The sequence below is a fragment of the Bradyrhizobium sp. HKCCYLR20261 genome (assembly GCF_051168435.1).
Taxonomy (GTDB): Bacteria; Pseudomonadota; Alphaproteobacteria; order Rhizobiales; family Xanthobacteraceae; genus Bradyrhizobium.
On record NZ_JBNPUZ010000014.1, the window covers coordinates 75,863 to 100,538 of the forward strand.

Annotated in this window: 27 protein-coding genes, 1 tRNA gene and 1 riboswitch; of the genes, 14 read left to right on the forward strand and 14 right to left on the reverse strand. The window is 65.4% G+C overall.

Features of this window, described 5'->3' with window-relative positions; genetic code table 11:
* Positions 1–8 precede the first annotated feature (8 nt).
* On the forward strand, positions 9–389 hold the full coding sequence (locus ACQR1L_RS26235) for a hypothetical protein (protein ID WP_434860911.1): 381 nt from the start codon (positions 9–11) through the stop codon (positions 387–389).
* Positions 390–430: 41 nt separating this feature from the next.
* Here ACQR1L_RS26235 and ACQR1L_RS26240 read toward each other — a convergent pair whose 3' ends face one another.
* Positions 431–2,701 carry a TonB-dependent receptor gene (locus ACQR1L_RS26240; protein WP_434860809.1) on the reverse strand — a complete coding sequence of 757 codons (2,271 nt, stop codon included), beginning with the start codon at positions 2,699–2,701 and terminating at the stop codon, positions 431–433.
* Between the two features lie 104 nt (positions 2,702–2,805).
* Positions 2,806–2,996, reverse strand: a riboswitch (cobalamin riboswitch).
* 244 nt (positions 2,997–3,240) lie between these two features.
* Here ACQR1L_RS26240 and ACQR1L_RS26245 point away from each other — a divergent pair.
* Both ACQR1L_RS26245 and ACQR1L_RS26250 read left to right on the forward strand, forming a co-directional pair.
* Entirely contained in the window at positions 3,241–3,654 is a 414-nt protein-coding gene (locus tag ACQR1L_RS26245; protein WP_434860810.1) for a response regulator, read from the forward strand.
* Positions 3,655–3,809: 155 nt separating this feature from the next.
* Positions 3,810–4,232, forward strand: a complete 423-nt coding sequence (locus ACQR1L_RS26250) for a group II truncated hemoglobin (RefSeq protein WP_434860811.1) — start codon at positions 3,810–3,812, stop codon at positions 4,230–4,232.
* Between the two features lie 17 nt (positions 4,233–4,249).
* Here ACQR1L_RS26250 and ACQR1L_RS26255 read toward each other — a convergent pair whose 3' ends face one another.
* From ACQR1L_RS26255 to ACQR1L_RS26275, 5 genes are all read right to left on the reverse strand, one after another.
* Positions 4,250–4,444: a hypothetical protein gene (locus tag ACQR1L_RS26255; RefSeq protein WP_434860812.1), complete on the reverse strand. Its 195-nt coding sequence runs from the start codon at positions 4,442–4,444 to the stop codon at positions 4,250–4,252.
* 48 nt (positions 4,445–4,492) lie between these two features.
* On the reverse strand, positions 4,493–4,879 hold the full coding sequence (locus tag ACQR1L_RS26260; protein WP_434860813.1) for an NUDIX hydrolase: 387 nt from the start codon (positions 4,877–4,879) through the stop codon (positions 4,493–4,495).
* Between the two features lie 107 nt (positions 4,880–4,986).
* Positions 4,987–5,706: a hypothetical protein gene (locus ACQR1L_RS26265; RefSeq protein ID WP_434860814.1), complete on the reverse strand. Its 720-nt coding sequence runs from the start codon at positions 5,704–5,706 to the stop codon at positions 4,987–4,989.
* A gap of 495 nt (positions 5,707–6,201) precedes the next feature.
* Complete coding sequence (locus tag ACQR1L_RS26270) at positions 6,202–6,378, reverse strand: hypothetical protein (RefSeq protein WP_434860815.1); 177 nt, start codon at positions 6,376–6,378, stop codon at positions 6,202–6,204.
* A gap of 7 nt (positions 6,379–6,385) precedes the next feature.
* Complete coding sequence (locus ACQR1L_RS26275; RefSeq protein ID WP_434860816.1) at positions 6,386–6,634, reverse strand: hypothetical protein; 249 nt, start codon at positions 6,632–6,634, stop codon at positions 6,386–6,388.
* A 311-nt stretch (positions 6,635–6,945) separates the two neighbouring features.
* Here ACQR1L_RS26275 and ACQR1L_RS26280 point away from each other — a divergent pair, with 311 nt between their 5' ends.
* Positions 6,946–7,299 (forward strand): DUF6481 family protein, encoded by a 354-nt coding sequence (locus ACQR1L_RS26280; RefSeq protein ID WP_434860817.1) that lies wholly within the window; start codon positions 6,946–6,948, stop codon positions 7,297–7,299.
* Positions 7,300–7,420: 121 nt separating this feature from the next.
* On the opposite strand, the gene ACQR1L_RS26285 is transcribed toward ACQR1L_RS26280, so the two are convergent.
* A complete protein-coding gene (locus ACQR1L_RS26285) occupies positions 7,421–7,660 on the reverse strand; it encodes a pentapeptide MXKDX repeat protein (protein ID WP_434860818.1) in 240 nt (79 codons plus the stop codon).
* 377 nt (positions 7,661–8,037) lie between these two features.
* Here ACQR1L_RS26285 and ACQR1L_RS26290 point away from each other — a divergent pair, with 377 nt between their 5' ends.
* The 3 genes from ACQR1L_RS26290 to ACQR1L_RS26300 are packed head-to-tail and all read left to right on the forward strand — an operon-like array spanning position 8,038 to position 10,964.
* A complete protein-coding gene (locus ACQR1L_RS26290; RefSeq protein WP_434860819.1) occupies positions 8,038–9,060 on the forward strand; it encodes a TRAP transporter substrate-binding protein in 1,023 nt (340 codons plus the stop codon).
* 3 nt (positions 9,061–9,063) lie between these two features.
* Entirely contained in the window at positions 9,064–9,609 is a 546-nt protein-coding gene (locus ACQR1L_RS26295; RefSeq protein WP_434860820.1) for a TRAP transporter small permease, read from the forward strand.
* On the forward strand, positions 9,606–10,964 hold the full coding sequence (locus ACQR1L_RS26300; protein WP_434860821.1) for a TRAP transporter large permease: 1,359 nt from the start codon (positions 9,606–9,608) through the stop codon (positions 10,962–10,964). Before ACQR1L_RS26295 ends, ACQR1L_RS26300 begins: the two co-directional genes overlap by 4 nt.
* A gap of 44 nt (positions 10,965–11,008) precedes the next feature.
* Here ACQR1L_RS26300 and ACQR1L_RS26305 read toward each other — a convergent pair whose 3' ends face one another.
* Genes ACQR1L_RS26305 through ACQR1L_RS26315 form a run of 3 tightly spaced genes read right to left on the reverse strand, consistent with a single transcriptional unit; the run spans position 11,009 to position 15,557 of the window.
* Positions 11,009–11,920, reverse strand: coding sequence for a hydroxymethylglutaryl-CoA lyase (locus tag ACQR1L_RS26305; protein WP_434860822.1), 912 nt, complete (start codon positions 11,918–11,920; stop codon positions 11,009–11,011).
* 23 nt (positions 11,921–11,943) lie between these two features.
* Positions 11,944–13,947 (reverse strand): acetyl/propionyl/methylcrotonyl-CoA carboxylase subunit alpha, encoded by a 2,004-nt coding sequence (locus tag ACQR1L_RS26310; RefSeq protein ID WP_434860823.1) that lies wholly within the window; start codon positions 13,945–13,947, stop codon positions 11,944–11,946.
* 2 nt (positions 13,948–13,949) lie between these two features.
* Positions 13,950–15,557 carry a carboxyl transferase domain-containing protein gene (locus ACQR1L_RS26315; RefSeq protein ID WP_434860824.1) on the reverse strand — a complete coding sequence of 536 codons (1,608 nt, stop codon included), beginning with the start codon at positions 15,555–15,557 and terminating at the stop codon, positions 13,950–13,952.
* Between the two features lie 327 nt (positions 15,558–15,884).
* On the opposite strand from ACQR1L_RS26315, the gene ACQR1L_RS26320 reads away from it, so the two are divergent.
* Positions 15,885–16,529 carry a TetR/AcrR family transcriptional regulator gene (locus tag ACQR1L_RS26320; protein ID WP_434860825.1) on the forward strand — a complete coding sequence of 215 codons (645 nt, stop codon included), beginning with the start codon at positions 15,885–15,887 and terminating at the stop codon, positions 16,527–16,529.
* 4 nt (positions 16,530–16,533) lie between these two features.
* Entirely contained in the window at positions 16,534–17,022 is a 489-nt protein-coding gene (locus tag ACQR1L_RS26325; RefSeq protein ID WP_434860826.1) for an Lrp/AsnC family transcriptional regulator, read from the forward strand.
* A 30-nt stretch (positions 17,023–17,052) separates the two neighbouring features.
* On the opposite strand, the gene ACQR1L_RS26330 is transcribed toward ACQR1L_RS26325, so the two are convergent.
* Positions 17,053–17,358 (reverse strand): ETC complex I subunit, encoded by a 306-nt coding sequence (locus ACQR1L_RS26330; RefSeq protein ID WP_434860827.1) that lies wholly within the window; start codon positions 17,356–17,358, stop codon positions 17,053–17,055.
* A gap of 224 nt (positions 17,359–17,582) precedes the next feature.
* Here ACQR1L_RS26330 and ACQR1L_RS26335 point away from each other — a divergent pair, with 224 nt between their 5' ends.
* The 5 genes from ACQR1L_RS26335 (at position 17,583) to ACQR1L_RS26355 (ending at position 22,366) form a co-directional block, all read left to right on the forward strand.
* Entirely contained in the window at positions 17,583–18,752 is a 1,170-nt protein-coding gene (locus tag ACQR1L_RS26335) for an OpgC domain-containing protein (RefSeq protein WP_434860828.1), read from the forward strand.
* A gap of 139 nt (positions 18,753–18,891) precedes the next feature.
* The gene (locus ACQR1L_RS26340) at positions 18,892–19,296 is read left to right on the forward strand and encodes a translational machinery protein (protein WP_434860829.1); all 405 of its coding nucleotides are present in this window, start codon (positions 18,892–18,894) and stop codon (positions 19,294–19,296) included.
* 33 nt (positions 19,297–19,329) lie between these two features.
* A complete protein-coding gene (locus ACQR1L_RS26345) occupies positions 19,330–20,445 on the forward strand; it encodes an efflux RND transporter periplasmic adaptor subunit (protein WP_434860830.1) in 1,116 nt (371 codons plus the stop codon).
* Positions 20,442–21,677 carry an ABC transporter permease gene (locus tag ACQR1L_RS26350; RefSeq protein ID WP_434860831.1) on the forward strand — a complete coding sequence of 412 codons (1,236 nt, stop codon included), beginning with the start codon at positions 20,442–20,444 and terminating at the stop codon, positions 21,675–21,677. Before ACQR1L_RS26345 ends, ACQR1L_RS26350 begins: the two co-directional genes overlap by 4 nt.
* The gene (locus tag ACQR1L_RS26355) at positions 21,674–22,366 is read left to right on the forward strand and encodes an ABC transporter ATP-binding protein (RefSeq protein WP_434860832.1); all 693 of its coding nucleotides are present in this window, start codon (positions 21,674–21,676) and stop codon (positions 22,364–22,366) included. Before ACQR1L_RS26350 ends, ACQR1L_RS26355 begins: the two co-directional genes overlap by 4 nt.
* 318 nt (positions 22,367–22,684) lie before the next feature.
* Here ACQR1L_RS26355 and ACQR1L_RS26360 read toward each other — a convergent pair.
* The 3 genes from ACQR1L_RS26360 to ACQR1L_RS26370 form a co-directional block, all read right to left on the reverse strand.
* Positions 22,685–22,761, reverse strand: a tRNA-Pro gene (locus ACQR1L_RS26360).
* Between the two features lie 141 nt (positions 22,762–22,902).
* A complete protein-coding gene (locus ACQR1L_RS26365) occupies positions 22,903–23,616 on the reverse strand; it encodes a cold-shock protein (RefSeq protein WP_434860833.1) in 714 nt (237 codons plus the stop codon).
* A gap of 199 nt (positions 23,617–23,815) precedes the next feature.
* A complete protein-coding gene (locus ACQR1L_RS26370) occupies positions 23,816–24,577 on the reverse strand; it encodes an SIR2 family NAD-dependent protein deacylase (protein ID WP_434860912.1) in 762 nt (253 codons plus the stop codon).
* Between the last annotated feature and the right edge of the window lie 99 nt (positions 24,578–24,676).

Sequence of the window (24,676 nt, forward strand, 5' to 3'; positions counted from 1 at the left end):
GCGCGGTGATGTTCTTCAGCCTCTGGCTGCTGGCATCCATGCTTCTTGACGCGCTGACGCCGCCCGAGCTGACCTTCTACATGATCGGCCCGGCGATCGCGCCTGCGGTGGTCATCGTCGGGTTTCTGTACTGGCTGCGCATCCCTCCGCTCGATTGCGCCCTGGTGATCGCCACGCTGTGGATGGTGTCGGAGATGGCGCTGGAAATGATTTCACCGAAGCCGCTGTCGCCGCTGATGGCGGTCGCCGCCATCCTGCCGCTGCTGGTCGCCGGGATCGTGAGGCACGTCTATCACTGGCGCCAGTCGCGCCCGTCGGGGATGCAGCCGGTCGCCCTCAACGGCCTGCAGAGCCCCTCCGGATCGATGGCGAGCCGCCATCGGCTCTGACGGCCGCGGGACCGAGACGATGTCGATCCGGCGGCGCATGGTCAGAACTTGACGTTGACCGCGAGCTGCGCCGTGCGCGGCGGGCCGAGCAGCCACTGTGTCGTGCCGCCCGACGTCGCATAGATCGCGTCGAACAGATTGAAGACGCGGAACGACACCGTGGTGTTCGCATCCGGCTTCCATTGCACGCCGGCATTGACGACGCCGTAGGCCGGCCGCGCCAGCGTGTTGGCATTGTCGGCGAAGGTCCTGCCCACGACCTGGACGCCGGCATTGGCCGACCAGTTCGGCGCAAACGCCCAGGTCGCCCAGATGTTGGAGACCGTCTGCGGCACATTGACCGGAACGTTGCCGGCATAGTTGACGGCGACGCCGCCGACCGACTGGACGAAGTCGTCATATCTGGCGCGCAACAGCGCGGTGCTGGCATCGACCCGCCAGCCATGGTCGAGCGCGAGGCCGACCGCGGCCTCCACGCCGCGCGACGATTGCTGGCCGACCTGGACCGTGACGGCGGGATTGGCGGGATCGCGCGCCAACAGATTGTTCTTCACGATCTCATAGGCGGCCAAGGTCCACTCCCCCCGCCCACCCCAGAACGACTGCTTGACGCCGACCTCGACCTGCTTGCCGCTCGACAGCGCGAAACTGCGGTTGGCCGCCGACATCGTGATCAGATTGCCGACCGGATCGACCGCCACGGCGTACTGGCCATAGAAGGCCAGATCCTTGATCGGCGTGTAGACGGCGCCGACGCGCCAGCTCGTGGCGTGATAGGATTTCTCGTAGCTGTTGCCCGGCGTGACGTAGTCGGTGCGCGCGATCGTCGGCTCGTCCTGACGGATGCCGCCGATCAGCGATAGCTGGTCGGTCACCGACAGGCGGTTCTCGGCAAACAGGCCATATTGGTTGGTCGTGCTGCCGAATCCCGGCACGGTGCGATTGGGGCTCGCGAACACGCCTGGATCGAAGTCGTAGAGCGCGACCGAGGACGTGCCGCCATAGGGCGAGTTGTTGGTGTGGGTAAAGCTGATGTTGTTGACATCGAACCCGGCCACGAATTCGTTGGCCATGCCGAACACATGGCCGCGGAACGTCGCATCGAAGCGATCGCCGACCTGCTGCTGGTCGTGGAAGATCTCGATGTAGCTGCTGCGGTCGATGCGTCCGGTGGCGGCGTTGTAGGCGTAGCTCTCCACGTCCTTCCAGTGCCGCTGGCTGTTCAGATAATATAGCGTGTTGCGAACGGAAATGCCGTCGGCGACCTGCCACTCCGTCTTCACCTGATTCCAGCTGTCCTGATAGCGAATGCCGCTGTCGCCCACATTGTAGTTCTTGAAGCGCAGCGTCTCCAGGATGCGCCCGTTGACCAGCGGCGTGCCGAAATAGCGCGACGGGCTGCGATCGCCATAGTCGGTCGAGATCGTCCAGGTGACGTCCTCGTTCTGCCTGACCTGAACCGCCGCATGCAGCGCGACGTTCGACGTCCGGTCACGGTCGACCCAGCCGTCCGACAGGTTGCCGGTCGCGGTGATGCGATAGGCCACGTCCCTGCTCACCGGTCCGCCGCTGTCGACGGCGATCCGGCGCGTCATGTTGCTGTCGAGCGAAACCTCCGCCTGGTTGCGCTGAACCCACAGCGGCAGCTTCGAGACGACGTTGACCGCGCCGCCGATCGCGCCTTCGCCGTACATCACCGAGGCTGGGCCGCGCAGCACCTCGATACGCTCGGCCGACCAACTGTCGAAGGGGAAGGTCAGCGTGCCCGAGCCGACATAGAGGCGCGTGCCGTCATAGAGCGTCATCACCGAGCCGTTGCCGGTGAAGCCGCGGGTGTTGAAGGACAGCCCGCCATTGCCCGGCGCCGGGCTCGCAGTGAAGCCGACGGCGTTCTGCGTCACCGCATCGATCACATTCTGCTGGCCGCGCTCGGCGATCGTCTCGGCCGAGATCACGTCGACGCTCGCCGGCGTCTGCAGACGCGTCAGGCCGAGGCGGCTTCCGGTGGATGTCGCCTCTGTCAGGTTCAATGTCGGAGCCGCGAAGCCGGGATTGGCGGGTGGCGCTGCCGCGACCTCCGTCGGCGGGCGCGCAGGACCTCGAGCGCGCCGGACCGCGGTGCGCTTCACCTCGGCCGAAAGGGATCGGCCGACGTGCGACGCCGTGGGCGGGTCGACCACGACAGGATCGAGCATGCGCTCCGGTTTGGCAGCCTGTGACCAGCCGGCGGACGGCCACGACAGGGAGAGGATGGCAACGGACGACAGAAGGAGAAAGCGTCGCTTCGACGCGACGGACAGAGCGGAGGTCATCAAAGGACTCGCGACAACGTGGCACGTCACCGCGAGCAAAAGAATTCCCCCGCCGGAAGGCGGCAGAACGGCTTCCATCAGGACACCCCGCCCGATGTGCTCACGTGTGACCACGACTGACGGCAGGTCTCCTGGCTCGCGGGTCAGCGCCTGATCGCCGCCTTCCCGGACCGAGATCCAGTGGCTGATGGCGAAGGCTCGCCGCTTACAGTTGCGGGGGCAGCCGCGGCCTCGGGTCTCCCCTCACCGCGTTCCCGTTTAATCCTCGAAAGGAACCGTCGGTACGACCGTAGGTGCTAGCAAACCCGACTGTCAATGCCACAGGTTCTGAGAATACCCTCTTGTCCTTGGCGATCCGGACGAGGTCCGGGGCCGGCACCGTGCTGAGGCGCGCCGGTGTGGAAAAGTCCAGCCGGCAGCCGATATTGCCGCGAAACATTTCCGTGATTCTACGGAAACGAAAATTTACGTGGAACTCAGAAACCGACTTTTAAACTCCAGATGCCCATCAAGAGCCGACACAGAACCGTGCGGGGACCATGCTGAACGAACTTCTCGTGATCGAAGATGCCGACGTTCACCTGTCGATCCTGCGCAAGATCGCTGTCCAGGCGGGCTTTGCGACGACCGGCGTGAATTCGGTGGACGGCGCCATCAACGTGCTGCGCCGGCGCAACTTCGAGTGCATTACCCTCGACCTGAACCTTGGCGAACGCTCGGGCACGGAAGTCCTGCAACTGCTGTCGGACATGAAATCGCGCACGCCGGTCCTGATCATCAGCGGCTCCGACGACAAGACCCGCGACGTCACCGTGCGCGCTGGCAAGATCCTTGGGCTCAACGTCTATCCGCCCTTCTCCAAGCCGGTCGACCTGGCCTTGTTGCGGCAGACCTTGCGCCAGATTGCGGCGGACACCGACCGGCAGCGGCTGGTCAAAGCCAACATCCGCTGACGTCGAGATCCGCGCGCCAAGTCCCGCGCCGCACATCCCCGCTCGCTCCACCGCATCTGCAAGAGCCGTGTGCTCCCCGCATTTTCGCTTGACGCAGATCAAGGCGCCATACCCTCGCCGCTTGTTGGCTGCACTGGGAAGCGGAACGAGGGAAAATGACGGCAGCAAATCCCAGCAGCGAAGCAGTCGTGGCCGAAGCGACGCCCTATGAACTGGTCGGGGGCGAAGCCGGCGTGCGGCGTCTGGCCGAACGCTTCTACACGATCATGGATGAAGAGCCTGGAGCGAGCCGGATCCGTGCCATGCACGACAAGGATCTCGCGCCCATCAAGCAGTTGCTGTTCGAGTTCTTGAGCGGCTGGCTCGGAGGCCCTGCGCTTTATTTCGAGCGGCCAGAGCATCGCTGCATCATGTCAGCCCACCGCCCCTATCCGATTGGTGACGCTGAACGTGACGAGTGGATGACGTGCATGCGCCGCGCGATGTTCGATTGCGACATCACGGGCGACATGTACGCGTTGTTGGATCAGGCATTCCTGCGGATGGCTAACGCCTTCAAGAGCCGCAAGCCGAACTGAGTCGGCTACGATTTGGATCAGCCCGGCTTGCTGGCAGCCTCGCGGGCCAAGCGTTCGGCCCGTAGCCGCTCGCGATTGGCATAAAAGGCCCGCTGAGCGGCCTCGTGTTCGCGCATGGCTTGCTCAGCATCCGCCCGGCGCGAGGCATCACGCGCCCGACGCTCTTCCGGCGTGAGCACGCGAGGTGTTCTGTCTGTGCTGTCGTAAGTCATGGACAGTCAACGCCCGAAGAGCGAAGCCGTTCCCCTCGTACCGGTGGCTCAGTCGGATTTTCGCGGAAACAGCCGATCCCGGATGTAGCGCGATGTCGGCGTGAGGCTCAGGCCATAAGGCTTCTGCCAGACGGCGCGGTCGATTTCCTTCTTGTCGCCAATCTCGAGCCGGCCCTTGGCGTGCTTGGCGATGAAGATCGCATCGCTCATCTTGCGCCCTGAGCGCTTGTTCTTGGCCGTGACTTCCTTCCAGAGCCGCAGCCGTCCGAGCTTGAGCTTCGGAAGCTCCTCCTTGATCTCCCGCTTGAGGCAATCCTTCGCCGTCTCCCGCGCCCGCTTGCGGCCACCCGGAAACATCCAGCGTCCATCAATGCGACGCCGGACCAGCAGAACCTTTCCGCCCTTGGCGGCAACGAGCTTGGACGCTTTCGCCATGGCCCGGAAACTTTCACCTCGCGACCGCTTTCAGGCAGATCCTACAGGATTCGTTGCGAGGCCCTCCACCGGACCTTTGCGGAAGGGGGCTGCAGCGTCCGTTCAAATCAGTAGCAAGAGCGCGGATCGACCGCCACGTACTCGCCTGACGGATAGCGATAGTAGCAATTGCCCTGGGACAGATAGTAGCCCGGCCGTGCCGCTGCCGTCGCGCCGGCAATCGCGCCGGTGGCGCCGCCGAGCACGGCACCGGCAGCCGCGCCGCCAGCCTTGCCGGTCAGCAGGCCGCCGAGCACGCCGCCGATGATCGCACCGCCGAGCGCACTCGCGCCGGGGTCCGGATCGGCGGGCGGCGGAGCGGCTTCATAGACGACCGCGGGCGGCGGGGCCTGGTAGGCCGCCGCCGGGGCGTAGACCACGTCATCGGCATAGTCCTCCGACACATAGGTGGGAGGCCCTTCCATCGGCTCGGGATAGTAATACCAGACGCCACCCACGTCCCACCACCAGCCGGGTCGGCCGTTGTGCACTTCGTGGCGCCAGCGGCCGCCTTCCCAGCCGACCCGCCCGCGATAAGGTTGTCCGCCATAGTCGCGCACCGCGACCGCGCCGCGGGCATAGCGCGCGTCGGGCGTTCGTCCGGCAGCCGCGTGACGAGGCCCAGGATTGTGCGCCGGGCCGTATCCTTGCCCGGCATAAGCCGGACCGCCCCCCGGACCAACGCCCGGCGGACGGCCCTGCTGCGCCACGGGCGCGGGCGGACGGACCTGGGGTGTGCCGGCAGTCCGCGGCTGAGGCCCGCCCGGCTGGCTGACCGGAGGCGCCACAGCGATCGGAGCTCCCTGCGCCGGCCCTCCTCCGCCCTGCCGCGGGCCTTGGACATGTGGCTGGCCTCCCGCCGGCCCGCCCTGAGCGGGTCCCTGACGAAGGACCGCGGGCGGACGCCCCTGCGGCGAGGGTCCGGCCCCCGGACCGCCCTGGTCCTGGGTTTGCGCCCACACCTGCGCGGGCAATGCGATCACCGCGAGGGCCGCCAATGCCGGCAGCCGAGGCGTGGTCTGGTTGAACAATGACATCTTCAATCACCCCTCGATCGCACGGGCATTGCGCTCCGGCTTCGGACGCCTCGGACACGCCGGACGCGCGGATCGGATCTCATCCTGCCGCGCCACACTCCTTACGAGAAACCGGAAGAATCGCGACATTTTTGCGACCAAGCGTCAGACAGCTCCCCAATAGCGGAAAAGCGCGCTGATTCGTCGCCAAATGATGAGCGGCTCACTCCGCCTGCGGGCACGGACAGCCGCCCCGCCGATCTCAGCTCAGCGCTCCGGAGCGATGACGGCGCAGTTGGTGCGTCCGGACATCAGGCAGTCCTGCATCCGGCTGGCCGAGGTCAGTTGGCGGGCCAGCCATAGGCCGAAACCGACCATGATCGCCGCGAACACGAGCGCCGCAATCGCCGCTCCGCGCCCGTGCCCCTGATCCGGCGTTCCCATCTTGCGCCTAGGCCGAGCGGAGGCCGGCCGCCTCCTCATGAGGCTGCTGATGGCGCGACGCGGGCGAGATCGGCTCGCTCCGCGTGCAGCTGGTCACGCCGAGAAACTGCCCACATTGCCATTCGGAGCCGAGCACGCCGGCCGAAACCGGCGTCGTCCTGGCGAGCACAGCGCTCATCACGCAAGCGCTGGTCACGAGGGCCGCCAGCGCCAGGGCGAGCGCTAGGCGCCTGCGCCCCCAAAACACAGAGGTCATGCCGGTAAACTCCATCGGATGTCGCACCTTGGCGGTACGGCAGGGCCCGCGAGGCGTGAAGCAATTCACATCCGGCTGACCTCGTCAGCGTCACGGGGGAGGCTTACATAGCGATCGGTGCGCGCCATGCAAGCGCTCAGCCCCGCGGTTGGGGGAGGATGGCGATAAAGCATTTGTCATCGACATATGCGATCCTATACACACACGCTCGCGTCAGCCTTCGCTCATGTTCACGTCACCGTGGAAGAACTGCTTGGCGGCGCAGGCAGCCCCTCACCGAACCACACCAGTAGCGAAGTGACGACGTCTCCATGAGAGGATTCAAGGAACCTGGATTTGCCGATCGGCAGAAGGCCGCGCAGCAGGCACGCCAGAGCATTTTACAGAAGTTCAAATCACAGCCGGGACCCGACGATCCCGAAGTCGTGAAGCGCCGGCAGGAGCGAGAGGCCGCAGCGGCACGTCGCGAGCAGTTGCGCCTTGAGCGCGAGGCCGCGAAGGCCGAGCAGAAGCGCCTGGAAGAAGAGGCCAAGGCGGCCGAGGCTGAACGCCTCGCGCGCGAGGCAGAAGAAGCTGCCGCCCGCGCAGCGGAGCTCGAAGCCGAGCAGAAGGCGAAGCGCGATGCGCGCTATGCCGCGCGCAAGGCTCGCGGCAAGAAAAAGTAAGACTGTACGACTAGTGCGACGCGCCAGGCTTGGCGCGTCATGCGCGCGGCGTGGTAAAGGCGCTGCCCGACAGGTTCGGCGATGGGAGGCGCGCGCCATCCCATCGCACGCGATCGGCGGCTTAGTTCTTCTTCATCATGCCGTCGTCCTTCTTCATGCTGTCCTTCGACATCGCATCGTCCTTCTTCATCGAGTCCTTGGACATCGAATCCTTCTTCATGCTGTCGTGGGACATCGCTCCCTTCTTCATCGCGTCATCCTTGCTCATCTTGTCCTCGGCAAAGGCAACCGGCGCGAGAGCCATGTTGAAGGCGAGAGCGGCGGCGGAAACGCCCAGGATGAAGCGGCTGCGATTGGTCATGATGATCTCTCCTTGAGGTCGGGGTCGACTTGAGATGCGGGTCGACGGCGGCGGATGCGCCGCTCCCTGACATCGACGTTGTGGTCGCAGCGCTTGTTACGCGGGGCGCGAAGAATTTTTGTTCGATCAATTTTGACTCGAACTTGCCGCGTTCGGAACCGACCGACACAATTTCGCCCGTCGAGCGAATGTTAGTAGATCTCGCGCACGGGGATTCACAGGTGGGCATTGCGCCGCAGCAATATGTCGCCTCCCATGCATTTGGCCTCGAACGAACGCGATTGTTCGGCTAGAGGAGAATCCGGCAGGGTCGGCGGCTTATGCACGCTGACGTATCGGGTCGGGAACCCAACCACCAGTTGTCCAGGGGAAATCTCATGCTCTCACGCCGTCACGTCCTTGCATCTGCGCTTGCTGCGCCCGCGATTCTGCGTTTCGGAACCGGTACGGCTCATGCAGCAACGACGCTGAAGATCTCCCACCAGTTTCCCGGCGGCACCATCGACAAGGGTGACTTCCGCGACCGGCTCTGCCGCGTGTTCTCGGAGGAAGTCGCGAAGCGGTCGGGCGGCGAGATCGCGACCGAGATCTATCCGAACTCCTCGTTGATCAAGACGGTCGCGCAGTTCTCCGCCATGCGGAAGGGCGCGCTCGACATCAGCCTGTATCCGATGCCCTACGCCGGCGGCGAGGTCCCCGAGACCAACATCGCGCTGATGCCGGGCCTGGTGACCACTTACGACCAGGGCATGCGCTGGAAGAACGAGCCGGTCGGCAAGGCGCTGAGCGACTTCCTCGCCGACAAGGGCATCATCCTGCTGACCTGGGTCTGGCAGGCCGGCGGCGTCGCCAGCCGCTCGCGTCCGCTGCTCACGCCCGAAGATGCGAAGGGCATGAAGGTGCGCGGCGGCTCGCGCGAGATGGACATGGTGCTGCAAAGCGCCGGTGCCTCGGTGCTCTCGGTTCCCTCCAACGAGATCTACACGGCGATGCAGACCGGCGCCTGCGATGCCGGTATTACCTCCTCGACCAGCCTGATCTCGTTCCGCCTGGAAGAGGTCTCCAAGGCGCTCACCTCAGGCGCCAAGGCCTCGTATTGGTTCATGCTCGAACCGCTGATGATGTCCAAGGCCTCGTTCGACAAGCTGCCGAAGAACCAGCAGGACATTCTGCTGACCGTCGGCGCCGAGATGGAAGCGTTCGGGCGCAAGGGCGCGCAGGAGGACGACATCGAGGTGGCGAAGGTCTACGAAAAGGCCGGCGCCAAGGTCGCCGAGCTCGACGCGGAGATCGTCACCAAGTGGCGTGACATCGCGCGCGATACCGCCTGGAAGGACTACGGCAACAAGTCCGCCAACTGCGCCAAGCTCCTCAAGCTCGCCTCCGACGTCGCGGCCTGAGTGATGCACGCGCCCGTCTCCGATACCGAGACCACGACAGTCATTGGCGCCAGCGGTCCGCTGGCGCCAATTCAACGTCTCGTCTCGCTGCTCAACCGCATCATCGTCGTGCTGGCCGCGTTCGCCCTCGTCGCGGCCTGCGTGATCCTCAGCTACAGCGTCGCCGGCCGGGCGCTGTTCAAGGCCGCCAACTACTGGCAGGACGAGGCAGCCGTCTTCCTGCTGGTCGGCGCCACCTTCATGACCGCGGCCTATGTGCAGGAGCATCGCGGCCATGTCAGCATCGAGGCCTTCGTCGGCCTGATGTCGCCGCTCGCCAACAAGATCCGGCTCTGGCTGGTCGATGTCGCGAGCTTCCTGTTTTGTGCCTTCTTCACTTGGAAGTCCTGGACCCTGACGCATGAAGCATGGGTGGATGGCCAGGTCTCCAATTCAATGTGGTCGCCGCCGCTGGCCATTCCCTACGCCTTGATGGCCGCCGGAATGTCGTTGCTCTGCGTACAGATGCTGCTGCAAATCGTGGCCCCGCTGACCGGAGCCCGTCGATGAGCGTGTTTGGAATCGGGGTCGCCTACGGCCTCTCCACTTTGTTTGCGATGTTCGCAGGCATGCCGATCGCGTTCGCGCTCGGCGCCGTGGCCGTCGTGTTCATGGCGATCTACATGCCGACGGCGTCGCTCGATACGGTGACGCAGAACGTCTATGAGGAAATGGCGTCGATCACGTTGCTGTCGATCCCGCTGTTCATCCTCAAGGGCGCCGCGATCGGCCGCTCCCGCGCCGGCCAGGATCTCTACTCGGCGCTGCATGCCTGGCTGCATCGCGTGCCCGGCGGCCTTGGCGTCGCCAACGTCTTCGCCTGCGCGCTGTTTGCAGCGATGGCCGGATCGTCGCCGGCGACCTGCTCGGCGATCGGCTCGGCCGGCATCCCCGAGATGCGCAAGCGCGGCTATTCCGGCGGCTTCGCGGCCGGCATCATCGCGGCCGGCGGCACGCTTGGAATCCTGCTGCCGCCCTCGATCACGATGATCCTGTTCGCGATCGCCGCGGAGAAATCGCTGGGGCGGCTGTTCCTGGCCGGCATCGGTCCGGGACTGCTGCTGGTCACGCTGTTCGGCCTCTATGCCGTCGTGCGCTTCCGCCAGGAATATGCGCGCGCGAAAGTCGTCTATGAGAAATCGGGCGCCTGGTCGGATATTCTGGTCAAGGACGAGTACACGATGGCGCAGCGCTTCTCGGTGCTGCCGCGCGTGATCCCGTTCGTGCTGCTGCTGACCGGCGTCATGGTCGCGCTCTATGGCGGGCTGGCCACGCCGTCGGAAACGGCGGGCCTCGGCGGCATCCTCGCGCTCGTGCTGATTGCGATCATCTACCGGGTGTGGACCCCGAGCGATCTCGCGCCGATCATGAAGGCGACCTTGCGGGAATCGACCATGCTGATGCTGATCATCGGCATGTCGCTGCTGTACTCCTACGTGATGAGCTATTTGCACATCTCGCAGTCGGTGGCGGAGTACATCGTCTCGCTGCACCTGCCGCGCTGGGAGCTCTTGTTCGCGATCCTGCTGATGGTCGTTGTGCTCGGCTTCTTCCTGCCGCCGGTCTCGATCATCCTGATGACCGCGCCGATCATCCTGCCGCCGCTGCGCGCGGCGAATTTCGATATCATCTGGTTCGGCGTCGTCATGACGATCGTGATGGAGATGGGCCTGATCCACCCGCCGGTGGGATTGAACATCTTCGTCATCAGGAACGTCGCGCCGGACATTCCGCTGCGCGAAGTGATCTGGGGCACCCTGCCCTTCGTGCTGCTGATGATGGCCGCGGTGATACTGCTCTGCTTCGTGCCGCAGATCTCGACGGCGCTGCCGGACCTCGTGATGGGGCCGGATCTCAGCCGCTGACGCGGCTGAGAATGGCAACTGAGGAGTAGCGATCTGGGCTTGCCCTATTCGCTACCCGCCCGCCTCGCTTTCGCATTCAGTGCGGCGGCCACGCGGCTGACCGGCGGACGGCCGAGCAGCCGGCTCATCTCGTTGGTCGCCGCCAGCAGCTTCGCCATGTCCACGCCGGTGCGAATGCCCATGCCTTCGAGCATGTAGACGACGTCCTCGGTCGCGACATTGCCGGTCGCGCCCGGCGCGAATGGGCAGCCGCCGAGGCCGCCTGCGGCGGCATCGATCACGCGCACGCCCTCCTCCATGCCGGCATAGAGATTGGCCAGTGCCTGGCCATAGGTGTCATGGAAGTGCATCGCCAGATGCGAGACCGGCACGTCGTCACAGACCGCGCGCAGCATCTGCTTGGCCTTGAGCGGCGTGCCGACGCCAATGGTGTCACCGAGCGAGACCTCGTAGCAGCCGAGGTCCCACAACGCCTTGGCGACGTCGGCCACCGCCTGCGGCTTGATCTCGCCCTCATAGGGACAGCCGAGCACGCAGGAGACATAGCCGCGCACCTTGATGCCGTCGGTCTTGGCGTGCGCGATGACAGGCTTGAACCGCTCAAGCGACTCACCGATCGAGCAATTGATGTTGGCGCGCGAGAAGCTCTCGGACGCGGCCGTGAACACCGAGATCACCTTCGCTCCCGCCGCATGCGCGGCCTCGTAGCCCTTCACGTTGGGCACGAGCACGTGGAATTCGCCGGGCAGCGCGGCGACGCTGCGCATGACCTCATCGGAGCCGACCATCTGCGGGATCGCCTTGGGTGATACGAAGGCGCCGACCTCGACCGTGGTCAGGCCGGCATCGACCAGCGCACGGACGAAGGCGATGCGGTCGGCGACGCTGACGGAGGTCTTCTCGTTCTGCAGGCCGTCGCGCGGGCCCATTTCGATGATGCGCACGCTCTCGCTCATGCTGACCTCTTCGAGTTGGAGGATCAGGCGGAAGGCTCCACTTCCGCCAGTTCGACGCCTTCCTGCACGATGTCGCCGACCTTGCACTTGATCGCCTTGAGCACGCCCGCGAACGGCGCGCGCAGGGTCTGCTCCATCTTCATCACCTCGAGCGTCAGGATCGCCGCGCCCTTCTCAAGCACGGCGCCCTCCTGTGCCAGCAATGCCACCACGGTGCCGGGCAAGGGCGCGACGATCTTGTCCTCGCCGCCCTGCTCCTCGTCGTCCCCGCCGAACGGATCGATCCAGTGCAGATCGAAGCGCCCGTTGCGGGTGCGCAGATACAACTCGTGCCCCTCGATCACGGCCACCACATGGGACTTGATGCCGTCGCGCACAAGGTCGAAGCCGCCATCTTCAGTCGGAACGGCCGAGAACGATGTCACCCGGTCGTCGATCGCCAAAGTCTGCACGCCCGGACCGTAGGCCAAAGTCACCGTCTGCGGATCATTGCCTGCCTGGCGGAACGAGAAGACGCGCTGGCGCAGGCCGACCGGCATCCAGCCGGAGGATCGCCACGGCGAGCCCTTCTCCTTCGTTGCGGCGGCCTGCTCATCGATCAGAATGGCCGCAACCGCCGCACAGAGTTCGACATCACCGGCATCAGCCCCTGACTCTGTCAGTTTCGACAGCTTGCGCTCGATGAAGCCGGTGTCGATCGCATTCGCCTGCACATCCGGATGCGTCAGCAGCGCCGACAGGAACGGGATGTTGCTGACGATGCCGCGGACATCAGTGTCCTCCAAGCCGCGGTTGAGTCGCTCGATCGCGACCTCGCGCGTCGGCGCCCAGGCGATCATCTTGGCGAGCATCGCGTCGTAGTAAGGCGACACGGCATCGCCCTCGCGATAGCCGGCATCGACGCGCAGGCCGCCGGTCTCTGCTGGCACCCGCCAGGTCTTGATGGCCCCGACCGAAGGCATGAAATTCTTGGCGGGATTTTCCGCGTAGACGCGCGCCTCGATGGCGTGGCCGTTGAGCTTGATCTGGTCCTGCGTCAGCGGCAGCGCTTCGCCGAAGGCGACGCGGAGCTGCCATTCGACCAGGTCGACGCCGGTGATCAGTTCGGTGACGGGATGCTCGACCTGAAGCCGCGTGTTCATCTCGATGAAGAACACGTCGCGGCCGTCGGAGACGAACTCGATGGTGCCTGCGCCGACATAGTTCACGGCGCCCGCCGCGCGCCGGGCCGCCGCACACACCGTCTCGCGCTGCGCAGGTGACAGCGTCGGCGACGGCGCCTCCTCAATGACTTTCTGATGGCGGCGCTGCAGGGTGCATTCGCGCTCGAACAGCGAGACCAGATTGCCGTGGCTGTCGCCGACGATCTGCACCTCGATATGCCGCGGATTCTGGACGTACTTCTCGATCAGCACGCGATCGTCGCTGAACGCCGCCTTGGCCTCGCGCTTGGCGCTGGTCACGGCGTCAGCGAGATCGCCTGCCGCATTCACCACGCGCATGCCGCGGCCGCCACCGCCTGCGGAGGCCTTGATCAGCACGGGATAGCCGATCCGCGCGGCCTCATGGGCGAGCGTACCCTCGTCCTGTGCCTCGCCGTGATAACCGGGCACCAGCGGCACGCCGGCCTGCTCCATCAGGAATTTCGAGCCGGACTTCGAGCCCATCGCGGTGATCATCGCCGCGGTCGGGCCGACGAACACGAGCCCCGCGTCGAGACAGGACTGCGCGAACTCGGCGCTCTCCGACAGGAAGCCATAGCCGGGATGGACCGCTTCGGCGCCGGTCGCCTTGGCAGCCTCGATCAGCCGCTCGATGTTGAGATAGGAATCGCGGGCGCGGGCCGGCCCGAGCAGCACGGCCTCGTCGGCGAGCGCGACATGCAGTGCGTTGCGATCGGCTTCGGAATAGACCGCGACGGTCTTCAATCCCATCGCGCGCGCGGTGCGGATGACGCGCACGGCGATCTCGCCGCGATTGGCGATCAGGAGCTTGCGGAAACGACGATACAATCCGGGACGAGCCATGATCACATCCTGAACAGGCCGAACTTGGTCGGCTCGACCGGGGCATTGGCGGCAGCTGACAATCCGAGCCCGAGCACGAGCCGGGTATCGGCGGGGTCGATCACGCCGTCGTCCCACAGCCGCGCGGTCGCGTAATACGGATTGCCCTGCGCCTCGTATTGCGCACGGATGGGCGCGCGGAATTTCTCTTCCTCTTCCACGGGCCAGCTCTCGCCCTTGGCTTCGATGCCGTCGCGGCGGACCTGGCTCAGCACCATGGCCGCCTGCTCGCCGCCCATTACCGAGATGCGCGCGTTCGGCCACATCCAGAGGAAGCGTGGGGAGTACGCCCGGCCGCACATGCCGTAATTGCCGGCGCCATAGGAGCCGCCGATCACGACCGTGAACTTCGGCACCGAGGCGGTCGCGACCGCCGTCACCAGCTTCGCGCCATCGCGGGCGATGCCGCCGGCCTCGTACTTCTTGCCGACCATGAAGCCGGTGATGTTCTGCAGGAACACCAGCGGGATGTTGCGCTGGCAGCACAGCTCGATGAAGTGCGCGCCCTTCAGCGAGCTCTCGCTGAACAGGATGCCGTTGTTGGCGATGATCCCGACGGGATAGCCGAAGATGTGGGCGAAGCCGCACACCAAGGTCTGGCCGTAGAGCTTCTTGAACTCGTCGAACTCCGAGCCGTCGACCACGCGGGCGATGATGTCGCGCACGTCGAACGGCTTGCGGCCGTCGGCGGGCACCACGCCGTAGATCTCGTCCGCGGCGTAGCGTGGCTCGCGGACATCACGCATGTTGAGCACGGTGCGGGCGCCCGGCGGCTTCAACGTGCCGACGATGCGGCGTGCGATGCCGATCGCATGCGCATCGTTCTGCGCATAGTGATCGGTGACGCCCGACTGCCGCGAATGCACATCGGCGCCGCCGAGCTCCTCGGCGCTGACGACCTCGCCGGTCGCAGCCTTCACCAGCGGCGGGCCGCCGAGGAAGATCGTGCCCTGATTGCGCACGATGATGCTCTCGTCCGACATCGCCGGCACATAGGCGCCGCCGGCCGTGCACGAGCCCATCACGATCGCGAGTTGCGGAATGCCTTGCGCCGACATCTGCGCCTGGTTGAAGAAGATGCGGCCAAAATGCCGCTCATCCGGAAAGATCTCGTCCTGCAGCGGCAGGAAGGCGCCGCCGGAATCGACCATGTAGACGCAGGGCAGATTGTTCTGCCGCGCGATGTCCTGCGCACGCAGATGCTTCTTCACCGTCATCGGATAGTAGGTGCCGCCCTTGATCGTCGCATCATTCGCGACGACGACGCATTCGCGGCCCGCGATGCGGCCGATGCCGGTCACGATGCTCGCGGAGTGAACGTCACCGCCATAAAGCCCGTGCGCCGCGAGCGGCGACAGCTCCAGGAACGCCGTGCCGGGATCGAGCAGCAGGTCGACGCGCTGGCGCGCCAGCATCTTGCCGCGCGCGAGGTGCCGCTTGCGCGAGGCCTCGCCGCCGCCATCGGCGACCTGCGCGAGCTTGCCGCGCAGATCCGCAACGAGCGCGCGCATGGCCTCGGCATTGCGCGCAAAATCCGCTGACGAGGGATCGATCGTGGAATGAAGCGTCATGATCGGCGTCTTCGTGTCTCAGCTTGGAGGGAAAGCCGCGCGGGAGCACGCGTCAGATTGCGTGTGACCAGGAGATTCGCCGCAACCAACGGTTTATCACCTCTACCGGCATGCTGTCCTCCCTGGCCCTCTCGCGGCCGTTTCAGGCCGTCCGTCGTTCTCGAATTAAACGATCATACGTTTTTATATCGAGTTCTCAAGCGGATTGTTGTAGGGTTCGGTCTGAGCAGCAGCTCTTTGAGACGACAGGTGTTTTCACACTGACCACGGTTGTCGCGCGGCTTCGATCCTTGGGGCGCAGCGCGGAGCGGGTCTCGCGAGGATGAGATGGCGCGCACGATCGGGTCACACGGTCCGACGACCATGGAGGCGATCCGCAAGGCCGGCCTGCGGCTGATCTTCGAGCACGGCTACGAGGCGATGAGCCTGCGCCAGCTCGCGGCCGAGGTCGGCATCCAGCCCGGCTCGCTCTACAATCACATCAGCACCAAGCAGGAGCTGCTGTCGCAGCTGATCCAGGACCACATCAACGACCTCCTAAGCGAGCTGGAGCTGGCGCTCAGGGACAAGCAGGGCGCCGTCGAACGCCTCAGGGCGTTCGTGGCCTTCCATGTCAGCTATCACATGACCCGCAAGCGCGAGGTCTTCATCGCCAATTCGGAGCTGCGCAGCCTCGAACCGCGCAACTATGAAGCGGTGGTGGCGTTGCGCGGCGCCTATGAGCGGCGGCTCGCCGACATCCTCAGTGATGGCGTTTCGGAAGGCGTGTTCGACGTCGTGGACATCCAGGTCGCCACCTTTGCCATCATCGCACTGCTGACCGGACTGTGCAGCTGGTATCGTCCGGGCGGCCGGCTGACCAGGGACGCGATCATCGCGGCTCACGAGAAGCTTGTGCTCTCGGGCGTGATGCCATCGAGCGCGGCATCCCAGCCGAGCCGCGACGACGGCAGAAGGGTCGAACAGGTATAAGGCGATGGCAGAGCGCCCTGACCTCGACGCGATCGACCGAAAGATCCTTGCCGAGCTCCAGCTCGACGGTCGCATCCGGATCAACGAGCTCGCGGACCGCGTCGGCATCTCGCATCCGAACTGCCTGCGTCGCGTCCGCGCCCTGCGCGGCAGCGGCGTCATCACGGCGATCCGCGCCACGATCGACGAACGGGCGCTGGGCTATGAAGTGGTGTCGTTCGTCACCATCCAGCTCGACAGCCAGAACCAGGCGGCGCTGGGGGCCTTCGAGGCGGCGATCGTGCCGCTGCCCTGGGTCCAGCAATGCTGGCGGCTGTCGGGAGAAGCGGACTTCCTACTGAAATGCGTCTCGACCGGCGTCGAGGGCATGAGCCGGCAGCTCCGGCAGTTTGCCACCCTGCCCGGCGTCCGCACCATCAGAAGCCTGCCATCGCTCGGTCAGTTCAAGGACGGACCGCTGCCGATTCCCGGCGCCGATGGCGCACCCGAATAGGGCGAGGACGCTGTCGCCGATCGCGCCGGATCAATGCGTCCAAGGCTCGCCGCGGCGGAACGAGAAGTTGTCGGCATAGGCGATCTGGCGCTTCACCGGCTCCTTCGGCTCGATCACCTGGTACGGGATGCCCTTGCGCTCGCAATAGGCGATCGCCTCGTCCTTGCTGTCGAAGCGCAGGGTGACCTGCTGCTTCATGTCGGACGAGGACGTCCAGCCCATCAGCGGCTCGACCGAACGGGGCTGCTCCGGCTCGTAATCCAGCTGCCAGTCCCGGGTCTTGGCCTTGCCCGATTGCATCGCGTTCTTGGCGGGCTTGAAAATACGTGCGGTCATGGCTGGCAGAGCCTCTCGAGCGGCGGTCGTCATGCGTTTGGCGGAGACGGCCGGGATGGGGTACAGGCAACATTCAGCACGGAACGGTGATTCCCATCCAGGACGTGACCGTTTATCGTGCTCCGTATAGTCATTCTGCCGTCCCGTGACAATCTCGCTCGGCTGTCACGGCGCCTCCCTGCTCCCCGGACGTTTTCCTTTCAAAACAGTGCGTTGAAGCGGCCATGAAAATCAATGCCACGCTGCCCGAGAGAGGGCGCGACCTTCGGCTCGACCTGTTTCGCGGAATCGCCAACTGGGCGATCTTCCTCGACCATATCCCCGACAATGTGGTGAATTGGATCACCACCCGCAATTACGGCTTCAGCGACGCCGCCGACCTGTTCGTCTTCATCTCCGGCTATACCGCCTCGTTCGTCTATGCCCGGATGATGATCGACCGCGGCTTCATCGTCGGTGCCACCCGGCTGTTCAAGCGGGTGTGGCAGCTCTACGTCGCCCATATCGTCCTGTTCGTCATCTATATCGTTGCCATCAGCTATCTCGCGACGCGGTTCGGGGTGTCCGAGATCATCGACGAGTTCAACGTCGCCGGTCTCGTCGACCATGCCAGCGACACGTTGGCGCAGGGCCTCATCCTGAAGTTCAAGCCGGTCAATCTCGACGTGCTGCCGCTCTACATCGTGCTGATGGGCTTCTTCCCACCGGTGCTGTGGCTGATGCTGCGCCAGCCCGACCTGACGATGATCGCCTCGATCGTGCTCTGGCTCGTGGCGCGCTACATGGGCTGGAATTTCGCCGCCTATCCGGCCGGCAGCTGGTACTTCAATCCGTATTGCTGGCAGGTCCTGTTCGTGTTCGGCTCCTGGTGCGCGCTCGGCGGCGCCCGCCGCTCGATGGGCATCATCATGGCCCCGGCCACTCTCTATTTCTGCCTCGGCTACCTGCTGCTCGCCCTGATCATGACCATGGCCGGCCGTTTCCCGGACTTCGGTGCGATGTTTCCGCACTGGCTGTATGCGGCGTTCAATCCGAACGACAAGACCAATCTGGCGCCCTACCGCTTCCTGCACTTCGTGGTGATCGTGATCATGGTCATCCGCTTCGTTCCGAAGGAGTGGAAGGGACTTGAGTGGAAGGCGTTCGATCCGCTCGTGGTCTGCGGCCAGCAATCGCTCGCCGTGTTCTGCGTCGGCGTCTTCCTGTCCTTCATCGGCCATTTCATGCTGATGCTGAGCTCGGGCTCGCTGCTGGCGCAAATCCTGGTCAGCGTCGCCGGCATCGCGATCATGACCACGGTGGCCTATTACATCTCCTGGTCGAAGCGGCAGGACAAGCCGCTGAAACCGGCGCCGCCAAAACCGGCCGCGGCCGACGGGCCTCCGCCCCGTTGACCTGCATCAAGGGTCCCCGTCTCGGGCCCGCTAAGGTCCGCAGCATACGAGATGCCGCCACCGCGGCGCGCGCTTGTCGCAAGCGCGCAGGCCGCCAGGCGGCGATCCCGCTGGCACGTTTGCTGACAAGGACCAGATCATGTCGACCCATTTCCACGCCGTCGTGTGGCTCGATCACAGCGAGGCCAAGCTGTTTCATATCGGCCTCACCGGCTCCGACGAGGTGACGCTGCATCCGCATCTGCAGACCAAGCATCTGCACCACAAGGCGAATGCGATCGGCAGCGGCCACGCCGCGCCGGACAAGCATTTTCTCGAGGAGATCGCTCACGCGCTCAACGACGCCGGCGAGATCCTGATCATCGGCCCGGCCAGCGCCAAGACCGAGCTTGCCAAATACCTGCACGAGAAGCATCCTGCCGTCGGCAAGCGCATCGTGGCCGTCGAGGCCGCCGACCATCCGACGGACCGGCAAATCGTCGCCTACGCCAAGCAGCACTTCAAGATGGCGCCGCCTCGGGTGGCGACGGGCACCGCGGGCTGACAGCGGCAGTCTGGCCGCAAGGTCCGGTCGATCATGGACATGCTCACACCGGACGATTTGAAGCCCACGACGCCTGATCGCACTCCTGCTGATCGCAATCCTGCGACGCCGGCCGCCGATCGCGGCCGGCGTCGTTTTTCCTGGTCGACCCTGCTCTTGCTGGTCGTCCTTCTCGGCGCCGGCGCAGGCATCACGGCGTGGTGGCTGCGTGGCCCCGCCGTCATGACCGCCAGGATCGCCCGCGGCACGGCAGCCGAGATCGTCTATGCGACCGGAGCGGTCGAGCCGGAGACGTGGTCGCGCACCACGCCGCTGGTCCGCGGCCGCATCGTCGAGCGCTGCCGCTGCGAGGGCAAGCCGGTCAAGGCCGGCGACCTGCTGGCGCGGCTCGACGACAAGGAAGCCCAGGCGACGCTGAACGATCTGCGGGCGCAGGAAGATTTTCAGCGCCACGAATTCGAGCGGCAGACGCAGTTGCTGGCCCGCGGCGCCGCCACCTCGCAGGCTTATCAGCGCTCCGAAAGCGACCTGGCCCGCGTCCGCGCCCAGATCGCGGCCCAGACCCAGCGGCTCGACTACTACAAGCTGGTCGCGCCGATGGACGGCGTCGTGCTCAAGGAAGACGGCGAGGTCGGCGACATGGTCGACCCCGGCACCATCCTCTACCGCGTCGGGCTGGAAAGGCCGCTCTGGGTGGTCGCCGACGTCAACGAGGAGGACATTCCCCGCGTCAAGGTCGGACAGAAGGCGCTGCTCCGGACGGACGCGTTCGGCAACCAGGCGCTGCCGGGCACGGTGAAGCAGATTACGCCGGCCGGTGACCCCATCGCGAAGACCTTTCGCGTGCGCATCGGCCTTCCGGACGACACGCCGCTGCGCGTCGGCATGAGCGTCGAGGCCAACATCGTCAGCCGCGAAAAGGCCGATGCGGTGCTGGCGCCGGCCAATGCCGTCGTCAACAACACCCTGCTCGTGATCGAGGGCGGGCGCGTGCATCGGCGCAAGGTCCGCCTCGGCATCCGAGGCTCCGCCGCGGTCGAGGTGCTCGACGGCGCGCAAGAAGGCGAACTCGTCGCCTCGCCTGCGACCGCCGATATCAGGGATGGCGAACGGGTTCGCGCGATCGAGCCCGAGACCTCCGGACCGTGACTCTCGTTCTGACCATTGCCTGGACTCACGTCCGCCATCGCGCCCGCCAGACGCTGGTCGCGATCGCCGGCGTCATGACCGGCGTGGCCTTCTCGGTCATGATGGCCGCGATGATGGAGGGCTCGCAGGACGACTTCATCCGGACTCTGGTCGACGCGCTGCCCCACATCTCCATCACCGACGAGCTGCGCCAGCCGAGCCGACAGCCTGCGGACCAGGTCTATGCTGCCGCGGAATTCCATGGGCTGACGCCCAATGTCCGCCGCCCCGGCATCAAGAACCCGATGGCGACCATGGCGTCGCTGCGGAACTGGGTGCCGGGCGCACTGACGCCCTCGGTTCAGTCCAAGGCGGTGCTGCGCTTCGCCGGACGCAACCTGACCGCCTCAATCATCGGCATCGACCCGCGCACGGAGGGCGATGTGTCGACGCTGCCGAGCCATATGCGGCAGGGCACCCTGAATTCGCTGTATCGCTCCTCGCACGCCATCCTGCTCGGCGACCGTCTCGCCGCCAAGATCGGCGCCCGCGTGAATTCCAACATCACGCTCGCCTCGGCCCAGGGCACGAGCATGAACGCCACGGTCGTCGGCACCTTCCATTCCGGCTTTCGCGTCACCGACGAGACCACGGGCTACGTGCTGCTGCGGACCGCGCAGATCCTGGAACGCCAGACCGGCGTCATCAACGAGATCCGCGTCCGCACCAACGATCCGATGCAGGCGCGTCTGATCAGCGAGCGGATCGGCGACCAGACCGGCTACAAGGCGATCTCCTGGCAGGAGGCCCAGGAGGACCTGCTGGCGGCGATCACGCTGCGCAACGTGCTGATGTACACCATCGTCGGCGCCATCCTGCTGGTCGCGAGCTTCGGCACCTACAACATCATCTCGACGATCACCCATGAGAAGACGCGCGACATCGCCATCCTCAAGTCGCTCGGCTTCCGCGATCGCACGGTGCGCGGCATCTTCATCATCGAGGCCTTGTTCATCGGCGTGACCGGCGCCGCGCTCGGCTGGGTTCTCGGCTATCTGCTGACGCGCGGACTTGCCTCGCTCGAGTTCAAGACGCCGTTCTCCGACTACAACCATCTGCCGGTGCTGTATTCGTTCAAGCACTATCTGCTCGCGGGCGCGGTCGCGCTGGTCTCGAGCGCCGTCGCGGGCTACTTCCCGGCGCGTGCGGCGGCGCGGCTGCATCCGGTCGACATCATCCGGGGCGCGACATGAGCGCGCCGCTGATCGAGGCGCGCGATGTCACGAAGGTGCTGCCCGGCGAGGTCCCGGTCACGCTGGTCGCCGACATCGATCTCGCGATCCACGCGCGCGAGTTCATCGCCATCACCGGCCCGTCGGGCTCGGGCAAATCCTCCCTGCTCTATCTGCTTGGGCTGCTCGACCTGCCGAGCCGCGGCGACGTGCTGATCGACGGCCGCTCGACGACGGCCATGAGCGAGGACGAGCGCGCCGAGGTCCGGCTGTCGCGTCTCGGCTTCGTCTTCCAGTTTCATTTCCTGCTGCCGGAGTTCTCGATCACCGAGAACGTCGCGCTGCCGATGCGCGCGCTCGGGCGGCTGTCGCCGCGCGCCATCACGACACGGGCCGAGGAGCTGCTGGCGTCGCTCGGTCTCGCCGATCATCTGCGCAAGACGCCGGACAAATTGTCGGGCGGTCAGCGCCAGCGCGTGGCGGTGGCGCGCGCGCTTGCCAACGATCCGCCGGTGATCCTCGCCGACGAACCGACCGGCAGTCTCGACACCGCCTCGACCGCGCAAGTGTTCGGCATTCTGCGCGACCTCGTGACGGTCAGAGGCAAGACCGTGGTCGCGGTCACGCACGACCTGCATCTGGCTGCGCAGATGCAACGGCGCGTCCACATCATCGACGGACGGCTGGCGCAGGACGAGTTGGCGCGGTGATCCGCAGCCGTGTCCGCAGCGGCGGCGCGCCCCTGCACGCGATTTGATTTAGCGCAAAGACCGGCGATCCGGATTCGGATGATGTGACGGCCAGCGGATGTTCCTTCCCCGGATTCAGCCGCACACTTCGGATGCTCCCGGGTCTTGCCGCTGCGGGAGCATCCGAATTTTTATGTGGCGGACCACGGGCATGGCCGAGCCCACGCGGTCGGCGCCGCGCCGAAGCCATCGCGCGTCATGTGTCCGGGTGCCGGTTGTTCGAGTGTCGCAAGTCTTGCGCGCGTCCGAGCGCGGATACGGCGGTCGCCGCCGTGGAAATGGTCGGGGCAGCTGGATTCGAACCAACGACCTGCAGTACCCAAAACTGCCGCGCTACCAGGCTGCGCTATACCCCGATCTCCTGGGAAGGCCACGTCACTACACGGTCGCGGCGTCCGCAGCAAGACCGCCGGAACGCTCCGACCTGAAGGCAGACCCTACGAAAACGGCCCCAGAGGGATCCCCCGAGGCCGCCGAATGGGTCTATTTCGCGCCGCTCAGTGCGACGACAGTGCCGGGGAGCCCGTTTCCGGATGGATCTCCGCAGCCATCATGCCCTTGGAGCCCGGCCCATAGCGGACCAGCACCCACTGCCCCGGACGCAGCTCGGTCATGCCGAAGCGGCGCAGCGTCTCCATGTGCACGAAGATGTCCGGCGTGCCCTCGCCGCAGGTGACGAAGCCAAAACCACGCAGGCGGTTGAACCACTTGACCTGGGCCCGCTCCAGCCCGCTGGTCGGCGTCACCGTGACATGCGTGCGCGGCGGCAGCATCTGCGCCGGATGGATCGCCGTCGACTCGTCCATCGAGACGATGCGGAAGGCCTGGTAGCCCTTGGCGCGCTGGACACATTCCACCACCAAGCGAGCGCCCTCATAGGCGGTCTGATAGCCGTCGCGCCTGAGCACCGTGACGTGCAGCAGCACGTCCGGCCAACCATTGTCGGGAACGATGAAGCCGTATCCCTTCGAGGCGTCGAACCATTTGATGACGCCGCTGATCTCGACGAGGTTCTCGCCGAGACCGGTCAGCGCGTCGATCGCCGAATCTCGAAGCCCCGAGTCTCGAAGCCCTGCGTCTCGAAGCCCTGCGTCTCGAAGCGCCGAGTCTCGCGCGACGCCGCCTTGATAGTCTGCCCCGAGCCGGCTTGGTGTCGATACACCAACAACCGGTACTCCAAGCTTCTTGGACTCAAATCCGTCCGACCCCATAACCCCGGACCTCACAGATGAATTGTGAGCCGCCACCCCTGCAACGGCGTCTTATGCGCGCGCTCATCACCTATACCCTCGACGAGTCACGCGAATCTCTCGAATCGAAGATAACATTCCCTCGTGCCGCGCATAGATAAAAATCGGTTACAGTGAGGCATATGAACAGACTTGCCGACAAAAATGCATCAATTTCCGTTCAATTACGGACAAAGGGCCCGAGTACTTCACCGATGTCTTGGCGAATGACGAGGTCGGCAACGTCGTCCTGATCGGTCGGTTCCCGGTTGATGATCACGAGGCGTGCACCCGCCTGTTTTGCCATCAATGGAAAGCCCGCCGCGGGCCAAACAACCAGCGACGACCCGATCGCGATGAACAGATCGCAGTGCTGCGCGAGTTCGCTGGCCCGCTGCATCTCGGCTTCGGGCATGGACTGACCGAACGACACCGTCGCTGTCTTCACCGGCTGAGCGCAGGCCGGACAATCCGGCGCCGCACCATCGGCATCGAAGCGCTCGCGAACCCAGCCGAGCTCGTAGCGCTGCCCACATCCGATGCAGCGCGCATAAGTGGTGTTGCCGTGCAGCTCGACGACATGGTCGGCGGCGAAGCCGGAGTCCTGATGCAAGTTGTCGATGTTCTGCGTGATCACGGCGGGAATTTTTCCCGCCCGGTAGAGCGACGCCAGCGCCAGGTGACCGCGGCCGGGTCGCGCAGCGGCGAAGGTGTCCTGCATGGCAAAGCGCCGGCGCCAAGCTTCGTCCCGCGCATCCTGGCTGGCGACGAACTCGCTGAAATCGATCGGCCGGTTGCGGGTCCATAGGCCGCCCGGAGAACGAAAGTCCGGAATACCGCATTCGGTCGAGATGCCCGCGCCGGTGAACGGCACGATCACCCGCGCCGCGGCGATCAGGTCCCCCAGGCGATTCACGCCATTGTGCAGATCAGATGCCATCATCGCGCCTGTCTCGAACCATCCGCCTCGCATCATCGTGGCCGTGTCATAGCACGGCAGGCGCCGCAGGGTCTTAGCATGCGTGCGATGCGCCTCCCCCAC

Coding starts and splice junctions, on each gene's coding strand:
- ACQR1L_RS26235 (WP_434860911.1), top strand. CDS start 9: ATGTTCTTCAGCCTCTGGCTGCTGGCATCCATGCTTCTTGACGCGCTG.
- ACQR1L_RS26240 (WP_434860809.1), bottom strand. CDS start 2,701: ATGACCTCCGCTCTGTCCGTCGCGTCGAAGCGACGCTTTCTCCTTCTG.
- ACQR1L_RS26245 (WP_434860810.1), top strand. CDS start 3,241: ATGCTGAACGAACTTCTCGTGATCGAAGATGCCGACGTTCACCTGTCG.
- ACQR1L_RS26250 (WP_434860811.1), top strand. CDS start 3,810: ATGACGGCAGCAAATCCCAGCAGCGAAGCAGTCGTGGCCGAAGCGACG.
- ACQR1L_RS26255 (WP_434860812.1), bottom strand. CDS start 4,444: ATGACTTACGACAGCACAGACAGAACACCTCGCGTGCTCACGCCGGAA.
- ACQR1L_RS26260 (WP_434860813.1), bottom strand. CDS start 4,879: ATGGCGAAAGCGTCCAAGCTCGTTGCCGCCAAGGGCGGAAAGGTTCTG.
- ACQR1L_RS26270 (WP_434860815.1), bottom strand. CDS start 6,378: ATGGGAACGCCGGATCAGGGGCACGGGCGCGGAGCGGCGATTGCGGCG.
- ACQR1L_RS26275 (WP_434860816.1), bottom strand. CDS start 6,634: ATGACCTCTGTGTTTTGGGGGCGCAGGCGCCTAGCGCTCGCCCTGGCG.
- ACQR1L_RS26280 (WP_434860817.1), top strand. CDS start 6,946: ATGAGAGGATTCAAGGAACCTGGATTTGCCGATCGGCAGAAGGCCGCG.
- ACQR1L_RS26285 (WP_434860818.1), bottom strand. CDS start 7,660: ATGACCAATCGCAGCCGCTTCATCCTGGGCGTTTCCGCCGCCGCTCTC.
- ACQR1L_RS26290 (WP_434860819.1), top strand. CDS start 8,038: ATGCTCTCACGCCGTCACGTCCTTGCATCTGCGCTTGCTGCGCCCGCG.
- ACQR1L_RS26295 (WP_434860820.1), top strand. CDS start 9,064: ATGCACGCGCCCGTCTCCGATACCGAGACCACGACAGTCATTGGCGCC.
- ACQR1L_RS26300 (WP_434860821.1), top strand. CDS start 9,606: ATGAGCGTGTTTGGAATCGGGGTCGCCTACGGCCTCTCCACTTTGTTT.
- ACQR1L_RS26305 (WP_434860822.1), bottom strand. CDS start 11,920: ATGAGCGAGAGCGTGCGCATCATCGAAATGGGCCCGCGCGACGGCCTG.
- ACQR1L_RS26310 (WP_434860823.1), bottom strand. CDS start 13,947: ATGGCTCGTCCCGGATTGTATCGTCGTTTCCGCAAGCTCCTGATCGCC.
- ACQR1L_RS26315 (WP_434860824.1), bottom strand. CDS start 15,557: ATGACGCTTCATTCCACGATCGATCCCTCGTCAGCGGATTTTGCGCGC.
- ACQR1L_RS26320 (WP_434860825.1), top strand. CDS start 15,885: ATGGCGCGCACGATCGGGTCACACGGTCCGACGACCATGGAGGCGATC.
- ACQR1L_RS26325 (WP_434860826.1), top strand. CDS start 16,534: ATGGCAGAGCGCCCTGACCTCGACGCGATCGACCGAAAGATCCTTGCC.
- ACQR1L_RS26330 (WP_434860827.1), bottom strand. CDS start 17,358: ATGACCGCACGTATTTTCAAGCCCGCCAAGAACGCGATGCAATCGGGC.
- ACQR1L_RS26335 (WP_434860828.1), top strand. CDS start 17,583: ATGAAAATCAATGCCACGCTGCCCGAGAGAGGGCGCGACCTTCGGCTC.
- ACQR1L_RS26340 (WP_434860829.1), top strand. CDS start 18,892: ATGTCGACCCATTTCCACGCCGTCGTGTGGCTCGATCACAGCGAGGCC.
- ACQR1L_RS26345 (WP_434860830.1), top strand. CDS start 19,330: ATGGACATGCTCACACCGGACGATTTGAAGCCCACGACGCCTGATCGC.
- ACQR1L_RS26355 (WP_434860832.1), top strand. CDS start 21,674: ATGAGCGCGCCGCTGATCGAGGCGCGCGATGTCACGAAGGTGCTGCCC.
- ACQR1L_RS26365 (WP_434860833.1), bottom strand. CDS start 23,616: ATGGGGTCGGACGGATTTGAGTCCAAGAAGCTTGGAGTACCGGTTGTT.
- ACQR1L_RS26370 (WP_434860912.1), bottom strand. CDS start 24,577: ATGATGGCATCTGATCTGCACAATGGCGTGAATCGCCTGGGGGACCTG.